The 16,834-nt window shown below is 38.9% G+C and carries 15 protein-coding genes; 12 read left to right on the forward strand and 3 right to left on the reverse strand.

What is annotated here, in order from left to right; translation table 11 throughout:
- Nucleotides 1-897, forward strand: an 897-nt coding sequence (locus H4J69_RS17395) for a molecular chaperone DnaJ (RefSeq protein ID WP_182252006.1), incomplete at its 5' end; no start/stop codon positions are given.
- 95 nt (nucleotides 898-992) lie between these two features.
- Here the strand turns inward: H4J69_RS17395 and H4J69_RS17400 are convergent.
- On the reverse strand, nucleotides 993-1,841 hold the full coding sequence (locus H4J69_RS17400) for a choice-of-anchor H family protein (RefSeq protein ID WP_182244507.1): 849 nt from the start codon (nucleotides 1,839-1,841) through the stop codon (nucleotides 993-995).
- A gap of 300 nt (nucleotides 1,842-2,141) precedes the next feature.
- Here H4J69_RS17400 and H4J69_RS17405 point away from each other — a divergent pair, with 300 nt between their 5' ends.
- From H4J69_RS17405 to H4J69_RS17425, 5 genes are all read left to right on the forward strand, one after another.
- The gene (locus H4J69_RS17405) at nucleotides 2,142-2,429 is read left to right on the forward strand and encodes a PepSY domain-containing protein (protein WP_182214025.1); all 288 of its coding nucleotides are present in this window, start codon (nucleotides 2,142-2,144) and stop codon (nucleotides 2,427-2,429) included.
- 5 nt (nucleotides 2,430-2,434) lie between these two features.
- Nucleotides 2,435-3,109: a response regulator transcription factor gene (locus H4J69_RS17410; RefSeq protein ID WP_070374303.1), complete on the forward strand. Its 675-nt coding sequence runs from the start codon at nucleotides 2,435-2,437 to the stop codon at nucleotides 3,107-3,109.
- Between the two features lie 26 nt (nucleotides 3,110-3,135).
- Nucleotides 3,136-4,473: an ATP-binding protein gene (locus H4J69_RS17415; RefSeq protein ID WP_182244508.1), complete on the forward strand. Its 1,338-nt coding sequence runs from the start codon at nucleotides 3,136-3,138 to the stop codon at nucleotides 4,471-4,473.
- A 105-nt stretch (nucleotides 4,474-4,578) separates the two neighbouring features.
- Entirely contained in the window at nucleotides 4,579-6,000 is a 1,422-nt protein-coding gene (locus tag H4J69_RS17420) for a DUF3300 domain-containing protein (RefSeq protein ID WP_182244509.1), read from the forward strand.
- Nucleotides 6,001-6,164: 164 nt separating this feature from the next.
- Nucleotides 6,165-6,833 (forward strand): hypothetical protein, encoded by a 669-nt coding sequence (locus H4J69_RS17425; RefSeq protein ID WP_182244510.1) that lies wholly within the window; start codon nucleotides 6,165-6,167, stop codon nucleotides 6,831-6,833.
- Between the two features lie 74 nt (nucleotides 6,834-6,907).
- Here H4J69_RS17425 and H4J69_RS17430 read toward each other — a convergent pair whose 3' ends face one another.
- A complete protein-coding gene (locus H4J69_RS17430; RefSeq protein WP_070374299.1) occupies nucleotides 6,908-7,381 on the reverse strand; it encodes an Lrp/AsnC family transcriptional regulator in 474 nt (157 codons plus the stop codon).
- Nucleotides 7,382-7,660: 279 nt separating this feature from the next.
- Between H4J69_RS17430 and H4J69_RS17435 the strand changes: the two genes are divergently transcribed.
- Genes H4J69_RS17435 through H4J69_RS17460 form a run of 6 tightly spaced genes read left to right on the forward strand, consistent with a single transcriptional unit; the run spans nucleotide 7,661 to nucleotide 13,450 of the window.
- Nucleotides 7,661-10,450 carry a monovalent cation/H+ antiporter subunit A gene (locus H4J69_RS17435; protein WP_182214018.1) on the forward strand — a complete coding sequence of 930 codons (2,790 nt, stop codon included), beginning with the start codon at nucleotides 7,661-7,663 and terminating at the stop codon, nucleotides 10,448-10,450.
- Nucleotides 10,450-10,794: a Na+/H+ antiporter subunit C gene (locus H4J69_RS17440; protein WP_070374297.1), complete on the forward strand. Its 345-nt coding sequence runs from the start codon at nucleotides 10,450-10,452 to the stop codon at nucleotides 10,792-10,794. The genes H4J69_RS17435 and H4J69_RS17440 overlap by 1 nt, the downstream gene beginning before the upstream one ends.
- Nucleotides 10,791-12,308 (forward strand): monovalent cation/H+ antiporter subunit D, encoded by a 1,518-nt coding sequence (locus tag H4J69_RS17445; RefSeq protein WP_182214016.1) that lies wholly within the window; start codon nucleotides 10,791-10,793, stop codon nucleotides 12,306-12,308. Before H4J69_RS17440 ends, H4J69_RS17445 begins: the two co-directional genes overlap by 4 nt.
- A complete protein-coding gene (locus tag H4J69_RS17450; RefSeq protein WP_070374295.1) occupies nucleotides 12,308-12,844 on the forward strand; it encodes a Na+/H+ antiporter subunit E in 537 nt (178 codons plus the stop codon). Before H4J69_RS17445 ends, H4J69_RS17450 begins: the two co-directional genes overlap by 1 nt.
- Nucleotides 12,838-13,107, forward strand: coding sequence for a K+/H+ antiporter subunit F (locus H4J69_RS17455; protein WP_182176009.1), 270 nt, complete (start codon nucleotides 12,838-12,840; stop codon nucleotides 13,105-13,107). The genes H4J69_RS17450 and H4J69_RS17455 overlap by 7 nt, the downstream gene beginning before the upstream one ends.
- A gap of 10 nt (nucleotides 13,108-13,117) precedes the next feature.
- Complete coding sequence (locus H4J69_RS17460; RefSeq protein WP_070374293.1) at nucleotides 13,118-13,450, forward strand: Na+/H+ antiporter subunit G; 333 nt, start codon at nucleotides 13,118-13,120, stop codon at nucleotides 13,448-13,450.
- A 243-nt stretch (nucleotides 13,451-13,693) separates the two neighbouring features.
- Here the strand turns inward: H4J69_RS17460 and H4J69_RS17465 are convergent, their stop codons facing one another.
- Nucleotides 13,694-16,189 (reverse strand): S8 family serine peptidase, encoded by a 2,496-nt coding sequence (locus tag H4J69_RS17465; protein ID WP_182245027.1) that lies wholly within the window; start codon nucleotides 16,187-16,189, stop codon nucleotides 13,694-13,696.
- Nucleotides 16,190-16,834: the final 645 nt, after the last annotated feature.

Raw genomic sequence — 16,834 nt, forward strand, 5'->3', positions numbered from 1 at the left:
GGTGGCGGTGGTCATGGTGGCGGAGGCTTCGGTCAAGATTTTGGTGATATTTTTGGTGATATTTTTGGTGGTGGCCGCGGTGGCGGACGTCAGCAACGTCAACAACGAGGTTCAGATCTTCGCTACAATCTAGAGTTAAGTCTTGAAGATGCTGTTCGGGGTAAAACCTTAGAAATTAAAGTACCAACTTTTGTTAGTTGTGAGCCTTGTGATGGTTCTGGCGCTAAAAAAGGTACCAGTGCAAAATCTTGTACAACTTGTCATGGTCATGGCCAGGTACAAATGCGTCAAGGTTTGTTTGCTGTTCAACAGACTTGTCCAACATGTAGTGGTAAAGGTAAAGTTATTGCTAGCCCTTGTACCTCATGTCGCGGTCAAGGCCGAGTTGAAAAAACCAAAACACTTTCAGTGAAAATACCGCCAGGTGTAGATACAGGTGACAGAATTCGCTTGTCAGGCGAAGGTGAAGCTGGTGAACATGGTGCACCTGCAGGTGATTTATATGTACAAGCAAATGTACGTGATCATAAAATATTTGTCCGTGATGAAAACAACCTTTATTGTGAAGTGCCTATTAGCTTTACCACAGCAGCATTGGGTGGCGAAATAGAAGTACCAACACTTGAAGGTAAAGTGAAGCTGAAAATACCTAAAGAAACGCAAACGGGTAAAATGTTCCGTTTACGTGGTAAAGGTGTTAAATCAGTACGCAGCCACTCAATAGGCGACTTGATGTGTAAAGTTGTTCTAGAAACACCGGTTAACTTGTCTGGCGATCAAGCAGATTTACTGCGTCAGTTAGACGAAAAGATGGGTAAAAGCACCATAAAGCATAGCCCCAAAGAGACCGGTTTCTTTGATGGCGTTAAAAAGTTTTTTGATGACCTGAAAAGCTAAAGTACTGCCATTCGATGAGCTAAAAGCTTGTTGAAATATAGACATTAAAAAAGCCACAAACTTGTTTGTGGCTTTTTTGTTTTTCTGGCTAATGATTAATGGCGCTTTACTCGCATAAGTAGACCACTGAGTAATACCAATAATAAGCCAAACAGACTGCCGCCATGAGTTTGTCTGATCTCGACGACTTCTATTACTTCGATGACTTCAGTATAAGCCTGGTCATACTCAGCACTCTCTAACGGCAGTGCGTATAACGCGTTACTGTCATCCGCACTGTAACTCGCAGCGATCCCCTGATAACCGACTTGATATAAGTCGATTAACACATCGTAGTGATCACTTTCATAGCCCGACATAAATGTAGAAATTACTTCGTATTCATCGGCATCAGTATCACCTTCTATAAGAAAATTATCTGTGGTGAAATAGTGCTGCCAAGGGCCACCATTTTTACTGAGGTAGAGTAAAGCATACATTTCGGCGAGGTGATTTTCGCTATAGCTATATACGTCTGCATCAAAAGTCACACTGAAAGTTTGATAATAGCCATCTCTGTCATAATCTTCTTGCAGAAAACTCGCCGCACTATAAATAGTGAACTGCTGATCATAGTGGTTACTCACTTTTTGTGTGGCTTCACCACTTTTTGCTTGTACAGTGCTCTTGGCTTGATTATTAAGTGTAGAGCCTCTTATGTGAGCATTCGCTTTGCCGCTGACTTGATCGGATAGTTCGGCTAGCTTATTCGTTGCAATTATTTTTTTTCGCTGTGACTCAGTGATACTGTGTTTAAGTGCTCCTTGAGAAACACTAGCGGGTAAAACCTTTAATTCGCTGGCAGTGACATAAGTTAAAGGTAATATGCTAAAGGTTATCAATAACATTATTTTTTTAAGTGAATTCGCGTGAACTGACTTCGCTGCTTTATTATTTATTAACATAATATATCCTACCGGCTTTGTTTAGTGTTGCTATTAAAGCGCAGTAAAGATGAATGTAAGCTGAACACTTTATCAGTACCGTCGAGAAAACTCGGTACTTTAGTGCCGAGTAGTTCACTGGTAAGCTATGATATATCTGTTGATTTATCAGTGGGAACTCTAGTTACCCCTCGTTATAAAATCGATATAGCGGCTTTAAAGGAATGTTCAGCTGATATTCAGTTGCTAAGGTTTATAATTTTAAATAAGCTATGGCTATGTATAGTTAGACTCACTTTTAACTTTGTCTTTGGAATAACCATGAAATTTGCTTTACCGTTAGTTTTTCTTTTTATCGCTACACTTTCTATTGATGCAATGGCTCAAGGAACGGGTGTATCAGCAAGTAATATGCAAAAAAATAATCAGCAACAGTTGAAAGTGAAAAGTAGTAAAGATGCCGCAAAATTAGCTAAAAGTCGTTTTGGTGGAAAAGTGTTAAAAGTTGAGAATAAAAAGTCGGGTTATCGGGTAAAATTAATTAAAACTGATGGTCATATCATTTCTATTTATGTTGATGCTAAGACAGGGAAGATTAATGGAGGGTGATCACTATGCGGTTGTTATTTATTGAAGACGATATTGCTTTACAGCAAAACCTATATGCCCATTTAACTGCCGCTCATTATCTAGTCGATGTGGCCAGTGATGGCGAAACAGGCTTGTTTCAAGGGCAAGAATATCCATACGACGCTGCTATTATAGATGTTGGTTTACCTATAATAGACGGTATCAGTGTGATTAGATCTCTGCGTGAAAAAAATATCGACTTTCCCATTTTGGTGTTAACTGCAAGAGATAGTTGGCAGGATAAAGTGGCTGGCTTAGATGCTGGAGCCGATGATTATTTAACCAAACCTTTTCAAGCTGAAGAATTACTCGCCCGCTTAAATGCACTGATCAGACGTTCTGCAGGGCAAGCAAGTCCGTTAATAAAGAATGGCCCGTTAAGTCTTAATACCAAAAGCTTGCAGGTTGAAGTTGATAATAAGGCAATAAAGTTAAGTAGTTCAGAATATAAGTTACTTGAGTATATGATGCTTCACCTTGACGAAGTGACTTCAAAAGCAACACTGACTGAACATATTTATGACCAAGACTTCGATCTCGATTCAAATGTTATTGAAGTATTTATCAGGCGCTTAAGAAAAAAACTCGACCCAGATAATAGCTATGGTTTTATCGAAACCTTGCGCGGCCATGGCTATAAATTAAAGCGGTTAGATTAATGAGGTCACGTGGATATACCAAGTAAATGAACTCTTTAAAAGTTCGATTATTATTAAGTACGTTAGCGATGACGGTAGTGATGCTGCCTATTATTGGCTTAACCTTATCGAATGCCTTTGAACGGCAATTAAATGTGGCGTTGAAAAACGAGTTAAAAGCCTATAGTTATTCTATTTTTACTGTGGCAGAAGTTGAAAATAATCTCTTGTTAATGCCGGATCTCTTGCTAGAAAACCAATTCAATATTAACCAATCAGGCTTGTATGCCTTAATTACCAAACGGTCAAAAGAAACGCAAATAGGCGCGATAAAAAACAAAATACTTTGGCAATCACAATCTCTGCTGACCTTGTCTCTAACGGCGGTATTGCCATCGCCTGATGTTGGGCAAACACTGATTTCAAAAATAAGCCTAGCGGACAGTCCTCATCTACTTTATAGCTTTAGTGCGAGTTTTTCTGATAACGGCCAAGACTTTGAAATAACACTGCATCTGATAAAAGACCAACAAGCCTTGTTAAGCGCTCTCAATGACTTTGAAAAAACATTATGGGCATGGCTGCTGGCATTAATGGTTGTCTTTGTTTTTGTACAAATTGCCTGGTTATTATGGACCTTGAAACCATTAACTGTATTATCTCAAGAGCTTGAGCATATAGAGAAAGGGCAAAAGAAAGCCCTAGACGCCAACTATCCTCTTGAATTACAACCGGTGACTCAGCAATTAAACGCCTTATTGGCACTGGAAGAGAACCAACGAAAACGCTATCGTAATGCCTTGTCAGATTTAGCGCATAGCCTTAAAAATCCACTGGCCGTTATTCAAAGCCAACAGAATATTTCAGCAAGCGCCGGTGAACAATTAACATTAATTAATAACATTATTGAACATCAACTTAAAAGAGCTCAAAGTGCCGGGCAGTCTTCATGGCACTTAGGTGTAAAAATTAAGCCCGTTGTAGACAAGCTAATCAGCACGTTAGCGAAAATATATCATGATAAGAATCTATCATTTGCCGTCAATGTTGATGCAAGTGCTATATTTAAGGGTGATGAAGCCGATTTAATGGAAATTTTAGGAAACCTTCTCGATAACGCCTGTAAAGCGGCTAAGCATAAAATTGCCATTAGCGTGATTAGTTCTGCAAAAATATTAACGATTGAAATTGCCGATGATGGCGCGGGTATTGAAGCGTCTCAACGCGATATTATTTTATCGCGTGGTGGCAGAGCAGACACCTATCAAGCGGGTCATGGTATTGGTTTAGCTATTGTTAATGATTTAGTCAGTAGTTATCAAGGCCAATTAACCATCAGTAACTCAACAACACTTAATGGTGCTGTTTTTACACTTATCTTTTAAACCCTTGTAGGCTTTGTTAACAAATAGCCGAGAAAGCTGTTCAGGTTACGTTCAGTTTAGTGTTGTTATCTTTGTGTTCTAGAATTAGTCATAAGGATTATAACGATGAAAAAAGTCACGTTTTTATTCAGCTTTGCTGCCTTAGTTAGCTTTAACTTGTACGCTGAGTACCAGCCTTCACAGTCAGCGCTTCAGCAACAAGTGCAACAAGAGCAGCAGCTATTTAGTGAAGCTGAATTAGCACAAATGCTAGCACCCATTGCACTTTATCCCGACAGCTTATTAACTCATATTTTAATTGCTGCTACCTATCCTATTGAAATAATCGAAGCCCATCGCTGGCTAAAGAAAAACACAAGACTAAATACTGAGCAAGTGGCTCAAGCGGTAAAAGATTTTAATTGGGATGCCAGTGTTAAAGCATTAGTGCCTTTTGAGCGTATTCTTAGCCGACTGAGTGAAGATTTAACCTGGACTCAACAGCTCGGTGATGCTTTTTTACAAGATGAGTCGATATTATTAGAAAGTATTCAACGGTTAAGAAAGCAAGCTCAACTTGCCGGAAACCTGGGTGAAATGGATAATATGGAGGTTAGCTATCAAGACAGTAATATTGTTATTGAAGCAAGAGAGAAGGAGATTGTTTATGTGCCGTATTATGATACACGTATGGTTTATGGTGCTTGGCATTGGTCATCTTATCCTCCTGTTTACTGGCAACCTCAGCGTAGTGTTTATGTAAGTCGCTCCAATCCTTTTTATTGGCATGCTGGCGTTCATATTTCGTTTGATTATTTTTTTAGTGCTTTTCATTGGCATAATCGCCAGGTGGTTGTAGCGAATACTCGACGTTCTTCATATCGCTACTATGAACAGCGTCCTCGTCACTTAATTGCTAATGGTGGCTATGCTAAACGTTGGAGACACCAGCCCGTTCACCGTAAAGGTGTGGCTTATCGAAACAAGCATACTCGCGTTAAGTATAAGGACAAGCGAGTAAGGAGCAGCGAATCTAGCAATAGAAATCATGCTGTCGTGCACAATAAGCTACAAGGTAATACCAAGCGAGCTGTATCTACCATAAGGCACAAGCCCAATGAAAGCGCTCGACGAGTAAACCGTATCACTGACAAGGCGACAAATACTTTTTCAAAACCTGTAGCAAAACATGTATCAAAGCCGACAACAAGACAGCACAGATCTTATGATCAGTCTAAAAAAACTAAAGCCGAAAAGGTTTACCGAGCGAGTCGAACTGTAAATAAAGAAAGGCCCAAACAGCTTGCCACTAAAATTGATAAGAAAAGTGCCAAGCAGCAGACTTATCGTTCTGCAAATACTTCAATTAGTTCTAAAAGACAAGGTTCAAACAAAAAGCATGGTAACCAAAGTAGGGTCATTAAAATAAAGCGTTCAAACGAAAAGTATAATAAACAAAGTAGGATTGTTAAAACAAAGCGTTCAAACGAAAAGCATGATAAAAGAAATAGGGTAGTTAAAACAAAGCGTTCAAAGACTGACAAGTAACGATATTAGTCACTTTATATTTATAGCGCTGTATTTTTCAAACAAATTGGTTGAATGTTAATTCATTTAGCCTTTTTTTATAGATGGTTTATAATCACTTTTTATAATTAGACCAATCACTCGTGTTGGCCTAACGTCAAACACATTTTATCGAGCGAACTTTAATGAAAAGACTTTTACTTGTTTTACTCTTAATTATATTAAATTCAACCAGCTTTGCTAATGAAGAAGTTAAAGAGTTGCCACCAATAGACCCTTCATTTATGGGTGAACATAATATGGTGCTCTTTGTTCAGCGCTCTGCTATATATGCTTCGGTGATGACAACATATAATAGGCCGAGTAATGTACAGTTATTATATAAAATTGAGAATAAAGATTTAGCACTTTTGCAAACCGTACGTGATGGGCAATTAACGACGATAAAAGCCAAGCCTTTTAATTTGCAACGTTTGATGCGAGGCGAGGAAATGGTCATTATGGCTGATGTATACGCAGGGCATTTTTCTCGAGGGGGAATATTGGTTTATGAAAATATACCTTTGACCTTTGCTAAAAAATTATACGTTCGTGAACTAGACGATATAAAAGATTCTAGTAATCAGCAAGAGTATGACGTTGTCGATTTGAAAAAGAATTATAAAATTTATATTCATAAAATTCAAAAAGCACCTAGTTTTTCACAGATACTAAATATTGACGTAGAAGCAGGGTGCTTGCCACGTTTTCGTACTTCAGCAGCAGTGCCAAAAGAAACTGAGCTGCTGTATAAGTTCCTCAATTGCGGCACAATAAGTCCACTTTATTTTGAAAGCAAAGACTTTGAAAAATAATTATTATCAATAGAAGCCTTCTTTAAAATGGGGCTTCTAGCGTTAAATCACCATCGTATAATTACTCAGGCTGATTAGTCCTCATCATCAAAGTTGGGCAATACCCCGCTGCGACTGTGTTCAAAAATAAGAGAGGTTTCTACGGTGGTTACTTCATCTCTTGAGGTAATTGCATTGAAGACAAACTGTCGTAAATGTTCACTGTCTTTAACTGACATATGAATGAAATAATCATAGCTGCCGCCCATGTGATATAAGCTAACAATTTCAGGAAGTTTAAGTAAATCGTCGCGAAGGTTGTTAACAATATCTTCAGAATAGGGCTGCAAGCGAATAGCGGCAATGGCTTCTATATTTCCACCTAAACTTTTGAAATCAATCTCGATACAAGCGCCGGTAATTATATTTTTATGTTTCATACGCTTTACACGCTCTAAACACGTAGAAGGTGCCACCCCTATTTGAGAAGCTAACTCTTTATTAGTGATATCAGCATCGCGATATAAAATAGTTAAAATGCGTAAATCTATATCATCTAATTTTTTCATTATGGTAAGTCTTCTATTTATATAGTAAATTAACACTATACCGACTATTCTCTTATTAACCAATGCACTGTGGTTGATAATCAAACAATCGTCGAAAAAAACAATGCTTTTCCGAATATTCGTCGCTTAACTTTTATTCAGTTTATACTTAAGTGCTTTTAAATTAATTTCAATTACACTTTTATAAGGAGATAATGTTGTTAAATTTAGTTTAGCGACATATTATGTCTATGTTCCGATGTCATTACTTATAATTATAAAAATAAAAAGGCTTACTCTATGACTTTGCTTTGGATACCCTTGCTATCGTTACTCGGCAGTATTATTTCCTCAAGAACGGGAAAATTAACACGTAATCAATCAACTGCGTTGACGTTGTTAATGCCTATCATTGCATTATTGATGACGATTAGCTTAGCGCCAGCTATTTTTGCTGGCAAGGTTATTAGGGAAACAATCTCTTGGATCCCTTTACTGGGTATAGATATCGCCTTTCGTTTAGATGGCTTAGCGCTGTTGTTTGTATTTATGATCTTAGGAATAGGCATATTAGTTATCTTTTATGCCCGTTATTACCTCAGTAGTAAAGACTCTATGCCCAAGCTTTATGCTTATTTGATGTTATTTATGACAGCGATGCTTGGTATTGTCATGTCGAATAATATCATTCAGCTCTGGTTCTTTTGGGAGCTAACCAGTATTAGTTCGTTTTTGTTAATTAGCTATTGGTGGCATAAACCCGAGGCACGAAAGGGCGCAATCATGGCCTTAATCGTAACCGGTGGTGGTGGTTTAGCATTGCTGGCGGGTTTGCTTTTACTAGGTAATATCGTTGGTAGTTACAATTTAGATGCTATCTTAGCGAGCAGAGAAATTATTCAAGCGCATGCTTGGTATGAAATCACTCTAATTTTAGTCTTACTGGGCGCTTTCACAAAATCGGCACAGTTTCCTTTTCACTTTTGGCTACCTCATGCTATGGCTGCGCCAACGCCGGTAAGTGCTTATCTACATTCTGCTACTATGGTAAAGGCTGGGATTTTCTTATTAGCGCGTTTTTATCCTGCATTAGCGGGTACCGATATATGGTTTATTCTGGTGAGTTTAACCGGATTAACTACCATGTTACTCGGCGCTTATATTGCGTTATTTAAACATGATTTAAAAGGGCTGTTAGCCTATTCAACGATCAGTCATTTAGGGTTAATCACTTTATTATTTGGTTTGGACACTAAGCTTGCCGCTGTTGCTGCCATTTTTCATATAATCAATCATGCTATATTTAAAGCTTCATTATTTATGGCAACGGGTATTATTGATCATGAAACGGGTACGCGTGACATGCGGAAACTCAACGGTATGTGGCGATTTATGCCTTATACCGCGACGTTAGCAATGGTTGCTGCGGCCGCGATGGCCGGTGTACCGCTGCTAAATGGTTTCTTGTCTAAAGAAATGTTTTTTGCTGAAACACTGCATCAACAATTACTTGGGTCTATGTCTTGGCTTATACCTGTACTTGCTACCGTTGCAGGAGCATTAGCTGTGGCTTACTCAGCTCGCTTTATTCACGATGTTTTCTTTAATGGTGACCCTATAGATTTACCTAAACAACCCAGTGAGCCACCGCGTTATATGCGAGTGCCTATCGAAATACTGGTCGCTTTATGTTTAATCGTCGGGGTATTCCCTAACTTTATTATTGATGACATTTTAAAAGCAGCGTCTTTTGCCGTACTCGGTGGATATGTTCCTGAATTTAAAGTTGCGTTATGGCACGGTTTTAATTTGCCACTCTTGATGAGTGCTATAGCGGTAATCGGTGGTTTATTTCTGTATACCCAGCGACGTTATCTGTTTCAATTTCAGGCATCTATGCCTAACTTGAACGCCAAGAAGGCTTTTGATGACAGTATATATCTCATCACAAAGTGGAGTCAGCGAAAAATAAACGACATAGAAAATGGTTCTTTACAACGTTATCTAATGCTAATGTTTGTTTTTGTTTTAATCTTTGCTGGTTGGCCATTATTTGAAATGCACCAACTAAGCGGGCAAAAAGAATTGACGCCAATTGATCTTCATAACGCGATTGGCGCAGCATTATTAATGATTGGCGCAATAAGTACGGTGATTTGGTACCGTGCAAGAGTGGTGTCGTTATTAATGATATCAGTTGTTGGTTTAATGGTGTCTGTCGTGTTTACTCGCTTCTCAGCACCTGATTTAGCCTTAACGCAATTAACGGTTGAAGTCGTCACTATTGTTTTACTGATGCTGGCCTTGTTTTTCTTGCCACAGCATTCACCCAAAGAGTCTAGCTCTTTACGTGTGGTACGCGATTTAGGGATTTCTGCTGCTTTAGGGGTTGTCGTCGCGAGTATTTGCTATGCATTAATTACCCGCCCACTTGAGTCAATATCAGAATTTTTCTTAGCCAATGCTAAAACAGGTGGCGGTGGTACCAACGTTGTTAATGTTATTTTGGTTGATTTTCGTGGCTTTGACACGTTAGGTGAAATTTGCGTATTAGGTATTGCTGCGCTGGGTATTTATAAGCTTCTAATCAACCTACCGTTACTTCTTCCTGTTAGGGATAGTGAAGGGCGACTATGGGCGAAAGAGCGTTATCCTATTTTATTAGCCAGTATTTCTCAGTCATTACTCCCCTTGGCATTAATGATCTCGTTTTATATTTTCTTACGTGGTCATAATCTTCCCGGTGGTGGATTTATTGCAGGTTTAGTGACCTCAGTTGCCTTTATTTTACAGTATATTGCACACGGCTCAGCCTGGATATCTACTCGTTTAACGATTAATTATCGGAAAATTATTGCCTCAGGAATTGCTATTGCGACATTTACTGGTGTGGGTAGTTGGTTCTTTGGTAGGCCGTTCATGACTACGTGGTTTGACTATTTCGATATTCCCATTATTGGTAAAATTGAACTTGCCAGTGCACTGATCTTTGATCTGGGTGTTTATATTACAGTTGTAGGCGCGACATTAATGATTTTGGCAAGTCTTGGTCAATTAGCGAGCGGGCCTAAAGAAGAGGTGAAAATTTAATGGAATTACTTTACGCATCCTGCGTTGGGCTTTTAGTGTCTTGTGGCGTGTTTCTAATCTTACGTTCTAGAACGTTCCCTATCGTATTAGGGCTAACGATGTTTTCTTACGCGGTTAATTTATTTCTGTTTTCATCTGGGCGGCTTAGCATCAATAATGCTGCGGTGCTTGGAACCTCTTCAGAATATACGGATCCATTGCCACAAGCTTTAGTGTTAACCGCGATAGTTATTGGTTTTGCAATGACTGCCTTCGTGGTTATTTTAGCTATCAGAGGGCGAGCAGATCTAGGCAGTGACCATGTAGATGGCCAGCCAGAAAAAGATAAAAAGGTAAACGTATGATCCAGAATTTGACCTTTTTACCGATTTTATTGCCGATACTTGCGGGTGTTATTTTATTGATGCCTCCCTTTGGCTCCAATAAAAGTACCCGAAGAGTGGCTTCTGTCGTACTCAGCGTTTTTACATTTGCCGTCTCATTGGCTTTACTACTCAAAGTCCAAGCTGATGGTACTCAGGTTTATGCTATCGGCGATTGGAGTGCACCCTTTGGTATTGTACTCGTTGCTGATCCCCTCTCGACATTATTAGTGTGTTTAACGACATTGCTCGGTGTTGTCTGTGTGTTATATGCGAGTGCAGGAGATGATGATAAAGGGAGTTTTTTTCATCCACTTGTACATTTTTTAATTTTAGGGGTCAACGGCGCATTCTTAACCGGCGATGCTTTTAATCTATTCGTCTTTTTTGAAGTATTACTTATCGCCTCGTATTCGTTGCTAATGCATGGTGGAGATAAAAAAAATACCCGAGTTGCTTTGCAGTACGTGATCCTTAATCTAGTTGGCTCAGCGATTTTCTTGATTGCTTTAGGGATTTTATATGGTGTATTAGGTACACTAAATATGGCTGATATGGCTCAGAAAGTAGCACTTTTACAAGGTGATGATGTTTACTTAGCCAAAATTGGTGGGATGTTATTATTGGTGGTATTTGCTTTAAAAGGCGCTTTGCTACCACTACATTTATGGTTACCTAATACTTATGCAACAGCAATACCTGTTGTCGCGGCATTATTTGCCATTATGACCAAAGTGGGTGTCTATTCAATGATGCGTGTTTATACACTTATATTTGGTGATGAAGCGGGCGAATTAACTCATATGGCGCAAAGTTGGTTGTGGTGGTTAGGGCTTGCTACAATTGCTATGGGCGCGGTAGGTGTTTTAGCCAGTAAAGATTTAAGAAAGTTAATCGCTAATTTGGTGATTGTGTCGGTGGGTACCTTGGTTGCATTAGTTGCGGTACAAACTATTGAAGCAACTTCCGCAGCTATCTATTACTTAGTGCACTCAACGTTGGTTACAGCAGCACTCTTTATTTTAGCTGACTTAATTGGTCGCCAACGTGGTGATGTTGCCGACCGTATTTCTGCAGGCTCTGCTGTTTCTCAGCCAAAGTTGCTTGGCGCTTGTTTTTTGATTGCTGCGATTGCGGTGATAGGCATGCCACCTTTGTCTGGTTTCATTGGAAAAGTATGGCTGCTTAAAGCAACTTTAAATGCTGAATATACCTTGGTGTTTTGGCCAATATATCTTTTTGCAAGTTTAGCTATATTATTTGCTGTGTCTAAAGCAGGTAGCACTTTGTTTTGGCATCATCATGCTAAAATAACCACTGATACAAAGCAAGAACGTGTTCATCCAGCGCAATTAGTCGCCTTGCTTATTCTCATCTCTGGTGCACCATTAATGACTATTTTTGCTGGACCATTAAGTGAGTATGCCATTGGTGCAGCTACCCAGTTACATGATTTTAATAACAACATTAAACTTATCCTTTCAGGAGGACAGTAATGCGATTAGAAACACGATTTAAATGGCTACCCGCTCCTTTAATGAGCCTGGTACTGTTTACTGTCTGGTTGGTGTTAAATAACAGCTTGTCAGCAGGGCATATTTTCTTAGCCACTACTTTAGCGATAGTCATTCCTTTGGTGACTAGCCCGTTTAGAACAAAGCAACCCATCATTATTAAGCCTGGTTTAGCGTTGCGCCATTTAGCGTTGGTTTTATATGACATTATTACGGCCAATGTTCAGGTTGCTATTTTAATATTAGGGCCCACTAAAAAACTAACACCTGGGTTTGTTAAAGTACCATTAGACTTAACACACAGTTTGCCCATTACTATTTTGGCAAGTACTGTGTCATTAACGCCAGGCACTGTCAGTGCGGAAGTGTACCCTTGGAGAGAAAGCTTAAGTGAAGGTGAAAAGCTTGAACAACAGTTTTTGCTAATACACGTTTTAGATCTAAAAGATGAACAGGCCTTAATAAAAATGATTAAACAACGTTATGAAGCGCCTCTTAAGGAGATGTTTCAATGTTAGAAACTGTAATTTCAATTGTTTTTGCTATGATAGGTTTGTCGTTATTATTAAATGTATGGCGCTTATTAATGGGACCCTCTATACCCGATAGAATACTTGCACTCGATACGATGTATATCAATACAATCGCATTGATCATTTTATACGGTATGAGTATGGGCACTGCATTATATTTTGAAGCAGCGCTGTTAATCGCTATGTTAGGATTTGTTAGTACTGTTGCGGTATGTAAGTATTTGCTGCGTGGCGATATTATAGAGTAAGGGGTAAGTTATGGCAGAATGGATTATTTCAATATTATTATTAATTGGCGGCTCTTTTGTACTCGTTGGCTCTATTGGCTTAGTAAAAATGCCAGATTTTTTTATGCGACTTCATGGACCCACTAAAGCTACAACACTCGGCATGGCATCCTTGCTAACTGCTGCGATGATCTTTTTTAGTACCACTCATACAGGGTTTAGCGTAAAAGAAATATTGATCTCGCTATTCTTATTACTTACTGCACCCATCAGTGCCTATATGATGATTAAAGCGGCGATTCATCACAAGCTTGAGAGTATAGAACGCACAAAAGGCATAGATAACATTGAAGATGATGTTTAATCTTTTCTAGCGTTAACTCAATAAAGTATCTGTTAAATATAAAACACTGACCGTCTTGATGCTCAGTGTTTTTTTACATTATTTAACTGAATATCAACACCTTATTAAAATAAAAAATCCCTAACTGTTTTAATTGTTAGGGATTTTTAGCTAGCTAGAACATCAGTATCTACTACTTAATATATCGGTGTTATAACTATTATCTGGCGTTTTATTGCCTAGTCATCTTCTGTTAAATTAAGCTTAGAAGTTAACGGTTACTTCATTTGAACATGCTGTTGACGCGTCACAAATTTGATACACGAATTGGCTACCTGTTGTGCGACGTTCACGGTCACGGTAAATACCCGCATTTTCTACCGTATCAATTTTTACACCATTACGGAAAATATCTACCCTATCTGCTGAAGTACCTTCCCAAGTAATATCAACACGTAAGCGACCTAAACGAGACTTGTATGCACGTTTAACCGCGGCTTCAATACTTACTGATGAAACAGTGACCAGCATATTTTCTGTAGTGTTTAAACCTTCGCTATCTGTAACGGTAAGTGTAACTTCATAGTTACCCGTTGCAGCGAAAGTATGTACAGGGTTTTGTGCGCTCGATATAGCACCGTCGCCGAAGCTCCAATCCCAGCTAACCATATCGTCATTTCTATCAGTGCTGCTATCCGTAAACGTAGCGGTTAGACCGTCTGCTTGATAAGTAAAGCTCGCTTGTGGTGCGCTAGGAAGTGTTTCACCAATACCAGTAATAGTCAGTGCCCAGTTGTTTAATGTACCGGTATCTGCCGCTGCATTATCAGCAACACTTAATATCCAGTCACCCGTGGCTACTTCGCCGTTGAAAGCTGAAGAGCTAAAGGTACTATCAATGTTATCGTCGCCGCCACCTGATGCACTGTGCAGTGGTGCAGTAGTCCCTGAAGGAGATGTTAACATGACGGTTAAGTCGCCAATCCACGTATGAGTAATATTTACATAAATATCAGAAGCAAAAACGGTAAGTTCATCTGCAACATTAATGGTTGAAGAAATACCTTCTGCATTGTTATCAGGAATACTAATAACCTCATCATTCGTGTAAGTAAACTCGTTCAACCCTTGTGGATTAACCATTAAGCGAACAGTAGATGCTTTAACTAAATCATCACTTGTTCCCGTTACCACAAAAGTATATTCACCCCACTGTGTTTCCGCTGTTGTTGGTACACTCAGTTCAAATGTTGCACCTGGCGTTGCAGTATCTGTTGATAATGTTGCACCAGCAAGTGAGCCATCTAAAGTTAAGCTAACTTCACCGTTCCAATCGGCAACAGAACCAACATTAAAGCTGTAAGTTGCTGTTTCGCCAGCTTCAATAGTGTTTGAACCTGGTGTTGCTGCAAGCGTAAAACCAGGTGTTGGATCCGCATCGTTTAGTGCATTATTAACGTTCAAGCGTTTTCCTGATACTGTTTTACCTGCAAGTGCAGCGTTATCATCACCAGAGCTCATTAAGAGTGCTTTCATTTCAATCGCATTCAGTTCAGGGTTTACTGACCAGGCTAATGCTGCCGCACCGGTAACATGTGGCGTCGCCATCGAAGTGCCTGAATATGATGCGTAGCCACCACCGGGTACTGTTGATAAAATATCAGAGCCTGGAGCACCTAAATCAACAGTGGTTAAGCCCCACTGTGAAAAACTAGACATACTATCAGTACGCGTTGTACTTGCTACGGCTAAGACTGAATCATGCGGGTAGCCAGAAGGATAGCTGCTTTGCGCATCGTTGTCGTATGCATCGTTACCTGCGGCGGCAACAAACAAAATGTTAGCTTCTTCAGACGAAGTAATTGCATCAGAAAGTGCTTGGCTAAATCCGCCTCCGCCCCAACTGTTATTAGTAGCACGCACGTTTATGCCATTATTTTTTAAATCAACGAAGTAATCAATACAGGTTAATGCGTCAGAAAGGCTACCAGAACCCGATGCACTAAGGAATTTACAACCTATAATAGATACATTGTGGTTAACACCAACTACACCTAGCCCATTGTTGCCTGTTGCTCCAATCGTACCTGAAACATGACTACCATGACCTGCGTCATCCATAGGATCACCCACACCGGTAATCGCATTGATACCATGCATATCATCGATAAAACCATTGCCATCGTTATCAATACCGTCACCCGATATTTCTGCAGGGTTAGTCCAGACATTCGCCATTAAATCAGGGTGTGTATGATCAACACCGGTATCAATAACACCAATGATCACATCATGACTACCCGTAGATATATCCCATGCTTCAGGAGCATCGATATCTGCATCGGCAACACCACCACCTTGACCGGTATTATTCATGCCCCAAAGGTCAGCGAAGCTACTATCGTCAGGTGTTACGCTTGCATGAACAATATAATCAGGTTCAGCATATAAGACAGCTGGGTTTTTACGGAGTTTTTCAAGTGCACTTTTGACTGAAATATTATCAAGGGTAAATTTCGCGATACGGCCTTTTTTCAAGTTGCGATATTTATCATCAATTTCGTCATTGTTTAAATCAGAAATTTTAGCTCGCACTATGCTGCGGGCAGCACGACGGTCAAATTTAGATGCGCTATCTTTATAGACAACAATCACTGAGTCTGATTTATAAGTAAGACCTTCTTTCGAGCTAAGGTCTAGTGATGCATTAGCGAACAAAGGCAGTAACGCCAATGTTAAAGCTGATAATTTTGCTTTCATGTTTTGCTCCATGTTTATTTTTAATCGTTAATTAAATTATGTGTAGCCTACAGATAATTATTAGGCTGAATTCCTTTCTTTCTAAATATTTCTAGCTATGGGTTTACGCAACCTTATTACTTTAATCATAAAAATAGAGGTGTGACTATTAAAATGTAACAAACACGACTTTTTCATTACTTTAGCTAGATTTTTTTAAGATTTTTTACGACTTTTTTACTACTTTTTCTGTATTTAATCTGAGAAGTTATTAACTAGTCCTTTTTTGTTAGTACTTATGTTTTAACATGGTTTTAACGTATGTTTAACTTGGGGTTATTGTTTATGTTATTGTTTTTTAATGTTTTTATTGGAATGGTAAAATAGGGTGATATATATTTGTTACTAAACAACGTACAGTTTTTAATGCAACGAAGTAAAACGAATAGCGTTTTTGTTTGGGTTTCTTATGGTTTTAATTAGAAACGTATTCAAAGTGCTTATTTACCATTTTTTATCGTTTTGAACGCTAAGGTGATATTTATCAAATTAGCGATTATGTCAATAAGCCAGGCTGGTTAAATACTGTAAGGTATATAACTTTTTTTATGGTTAACTTATTGAAATTAAGTTTAAAATTATTATTTTGGTACTGTTCATTATTAT

The sequence above is a fragment of the Colwellia sp. BRX10-9 genome, assembly GCF_014077405.1.
GTDB lineage: Bacteria > Pseudomonadota > Gammaproteobacteria > Enterobacterales > Alteromonadaceae > Colwellia_A.

Coding starts and splice junctions, on each gene's coding strand:
- H4J69_RS17435 (WP_182214018.1), top strand. CDS start 7,661: ATGACTTTGCTTTGGATACCCTTGCTATCGTTACTCGGCAGTATTATT.
- H4J69_RS17440 (WP_070374297.1), top strand. CDS start 10,450: ATGGAATTACTTTACGCATCCTGCGTTGGGCTTTTAGTGTCTTGTGGC.
- H4J69_RS17420 (WP_182244509.1), top strand. CDS start 4,579: ATGAAAAAAGTCACGTTTTTATTCAGCTTTGCTGCCTTAGTTAGCTTT.
- H4J69_RS17455 (WP_182176009.1), top strand. CDS start 12,838: ATGTTAGAAACTGTAATTTCAATTGTTTTTGCTATGATAGGTTTGTCG.
- H4J69_RS17410 (WP_070374303.1), top strand. CDS start 2,435: ATGCGGTTGTTATTTATTGAAGACGATATTGCTTTACAGCAAAACCTA.
- H4J69_RS17425 (WP_182244510.1), top strand. CDS start 6,165: ATGAAAAGACTTTTACTTGTTTTACTCTTAATTATATTAAATTCAACC.
- H4J69_RS17450 (WP_070374295.1), top strand. CDS start 12,308: ATGCGATTAGAAACACGATTTAAATGGCTACCCGCTCCTTTAATGAGC.
- H4J69_RS17405 (WP_182214025.1), top strand. CDS start 2,142: ATGAAATTTGCTTTACCGTTAGTTTTTCTTTTTATCGCTACACTTTCT.
- H4J69_RS17460 (WP_070374293.1), top strand. CDS start 13,118: ATGGCAGAATGGATTATTTCAATATTATTATTAATTGGCGGCTCTTTT.
- H4J69_RS17415 (WP_182244508.1), top strand. CDS start 3,136: ATGAACTCTTTAAAAGTTCGATTATTATTAAGTACGTTAGCGATGACG.
- H4J69_RS17430 (WP_070374299.1), bottom strand. CDS start 7,381: ATGAAAAAATTAGATGATATAGATTTACGCATTTTAACTATTTTATAT.
- H4J69_RS17465 (WP_182245027.1), bottom strand. CDS start 16,189: ATGAAAGCAAAATTATCAGCTTTAACATTGGCGTTACTGCCTTTGTTC.
- H4J69_RS17445 (WP_182214016.1), top strand. CDS start 10,791: ATGATCCAGAATTTGACCTTTTTACCGATTTTATTGCCGATACTTGCG.
- H4J69_RS17400 (WP_182244507.1), bottom strand. CDS start 1,841: ATGTTAATAAATAATAAAGCAGCGAAGTCAGTTCACGCGAATTCACTT.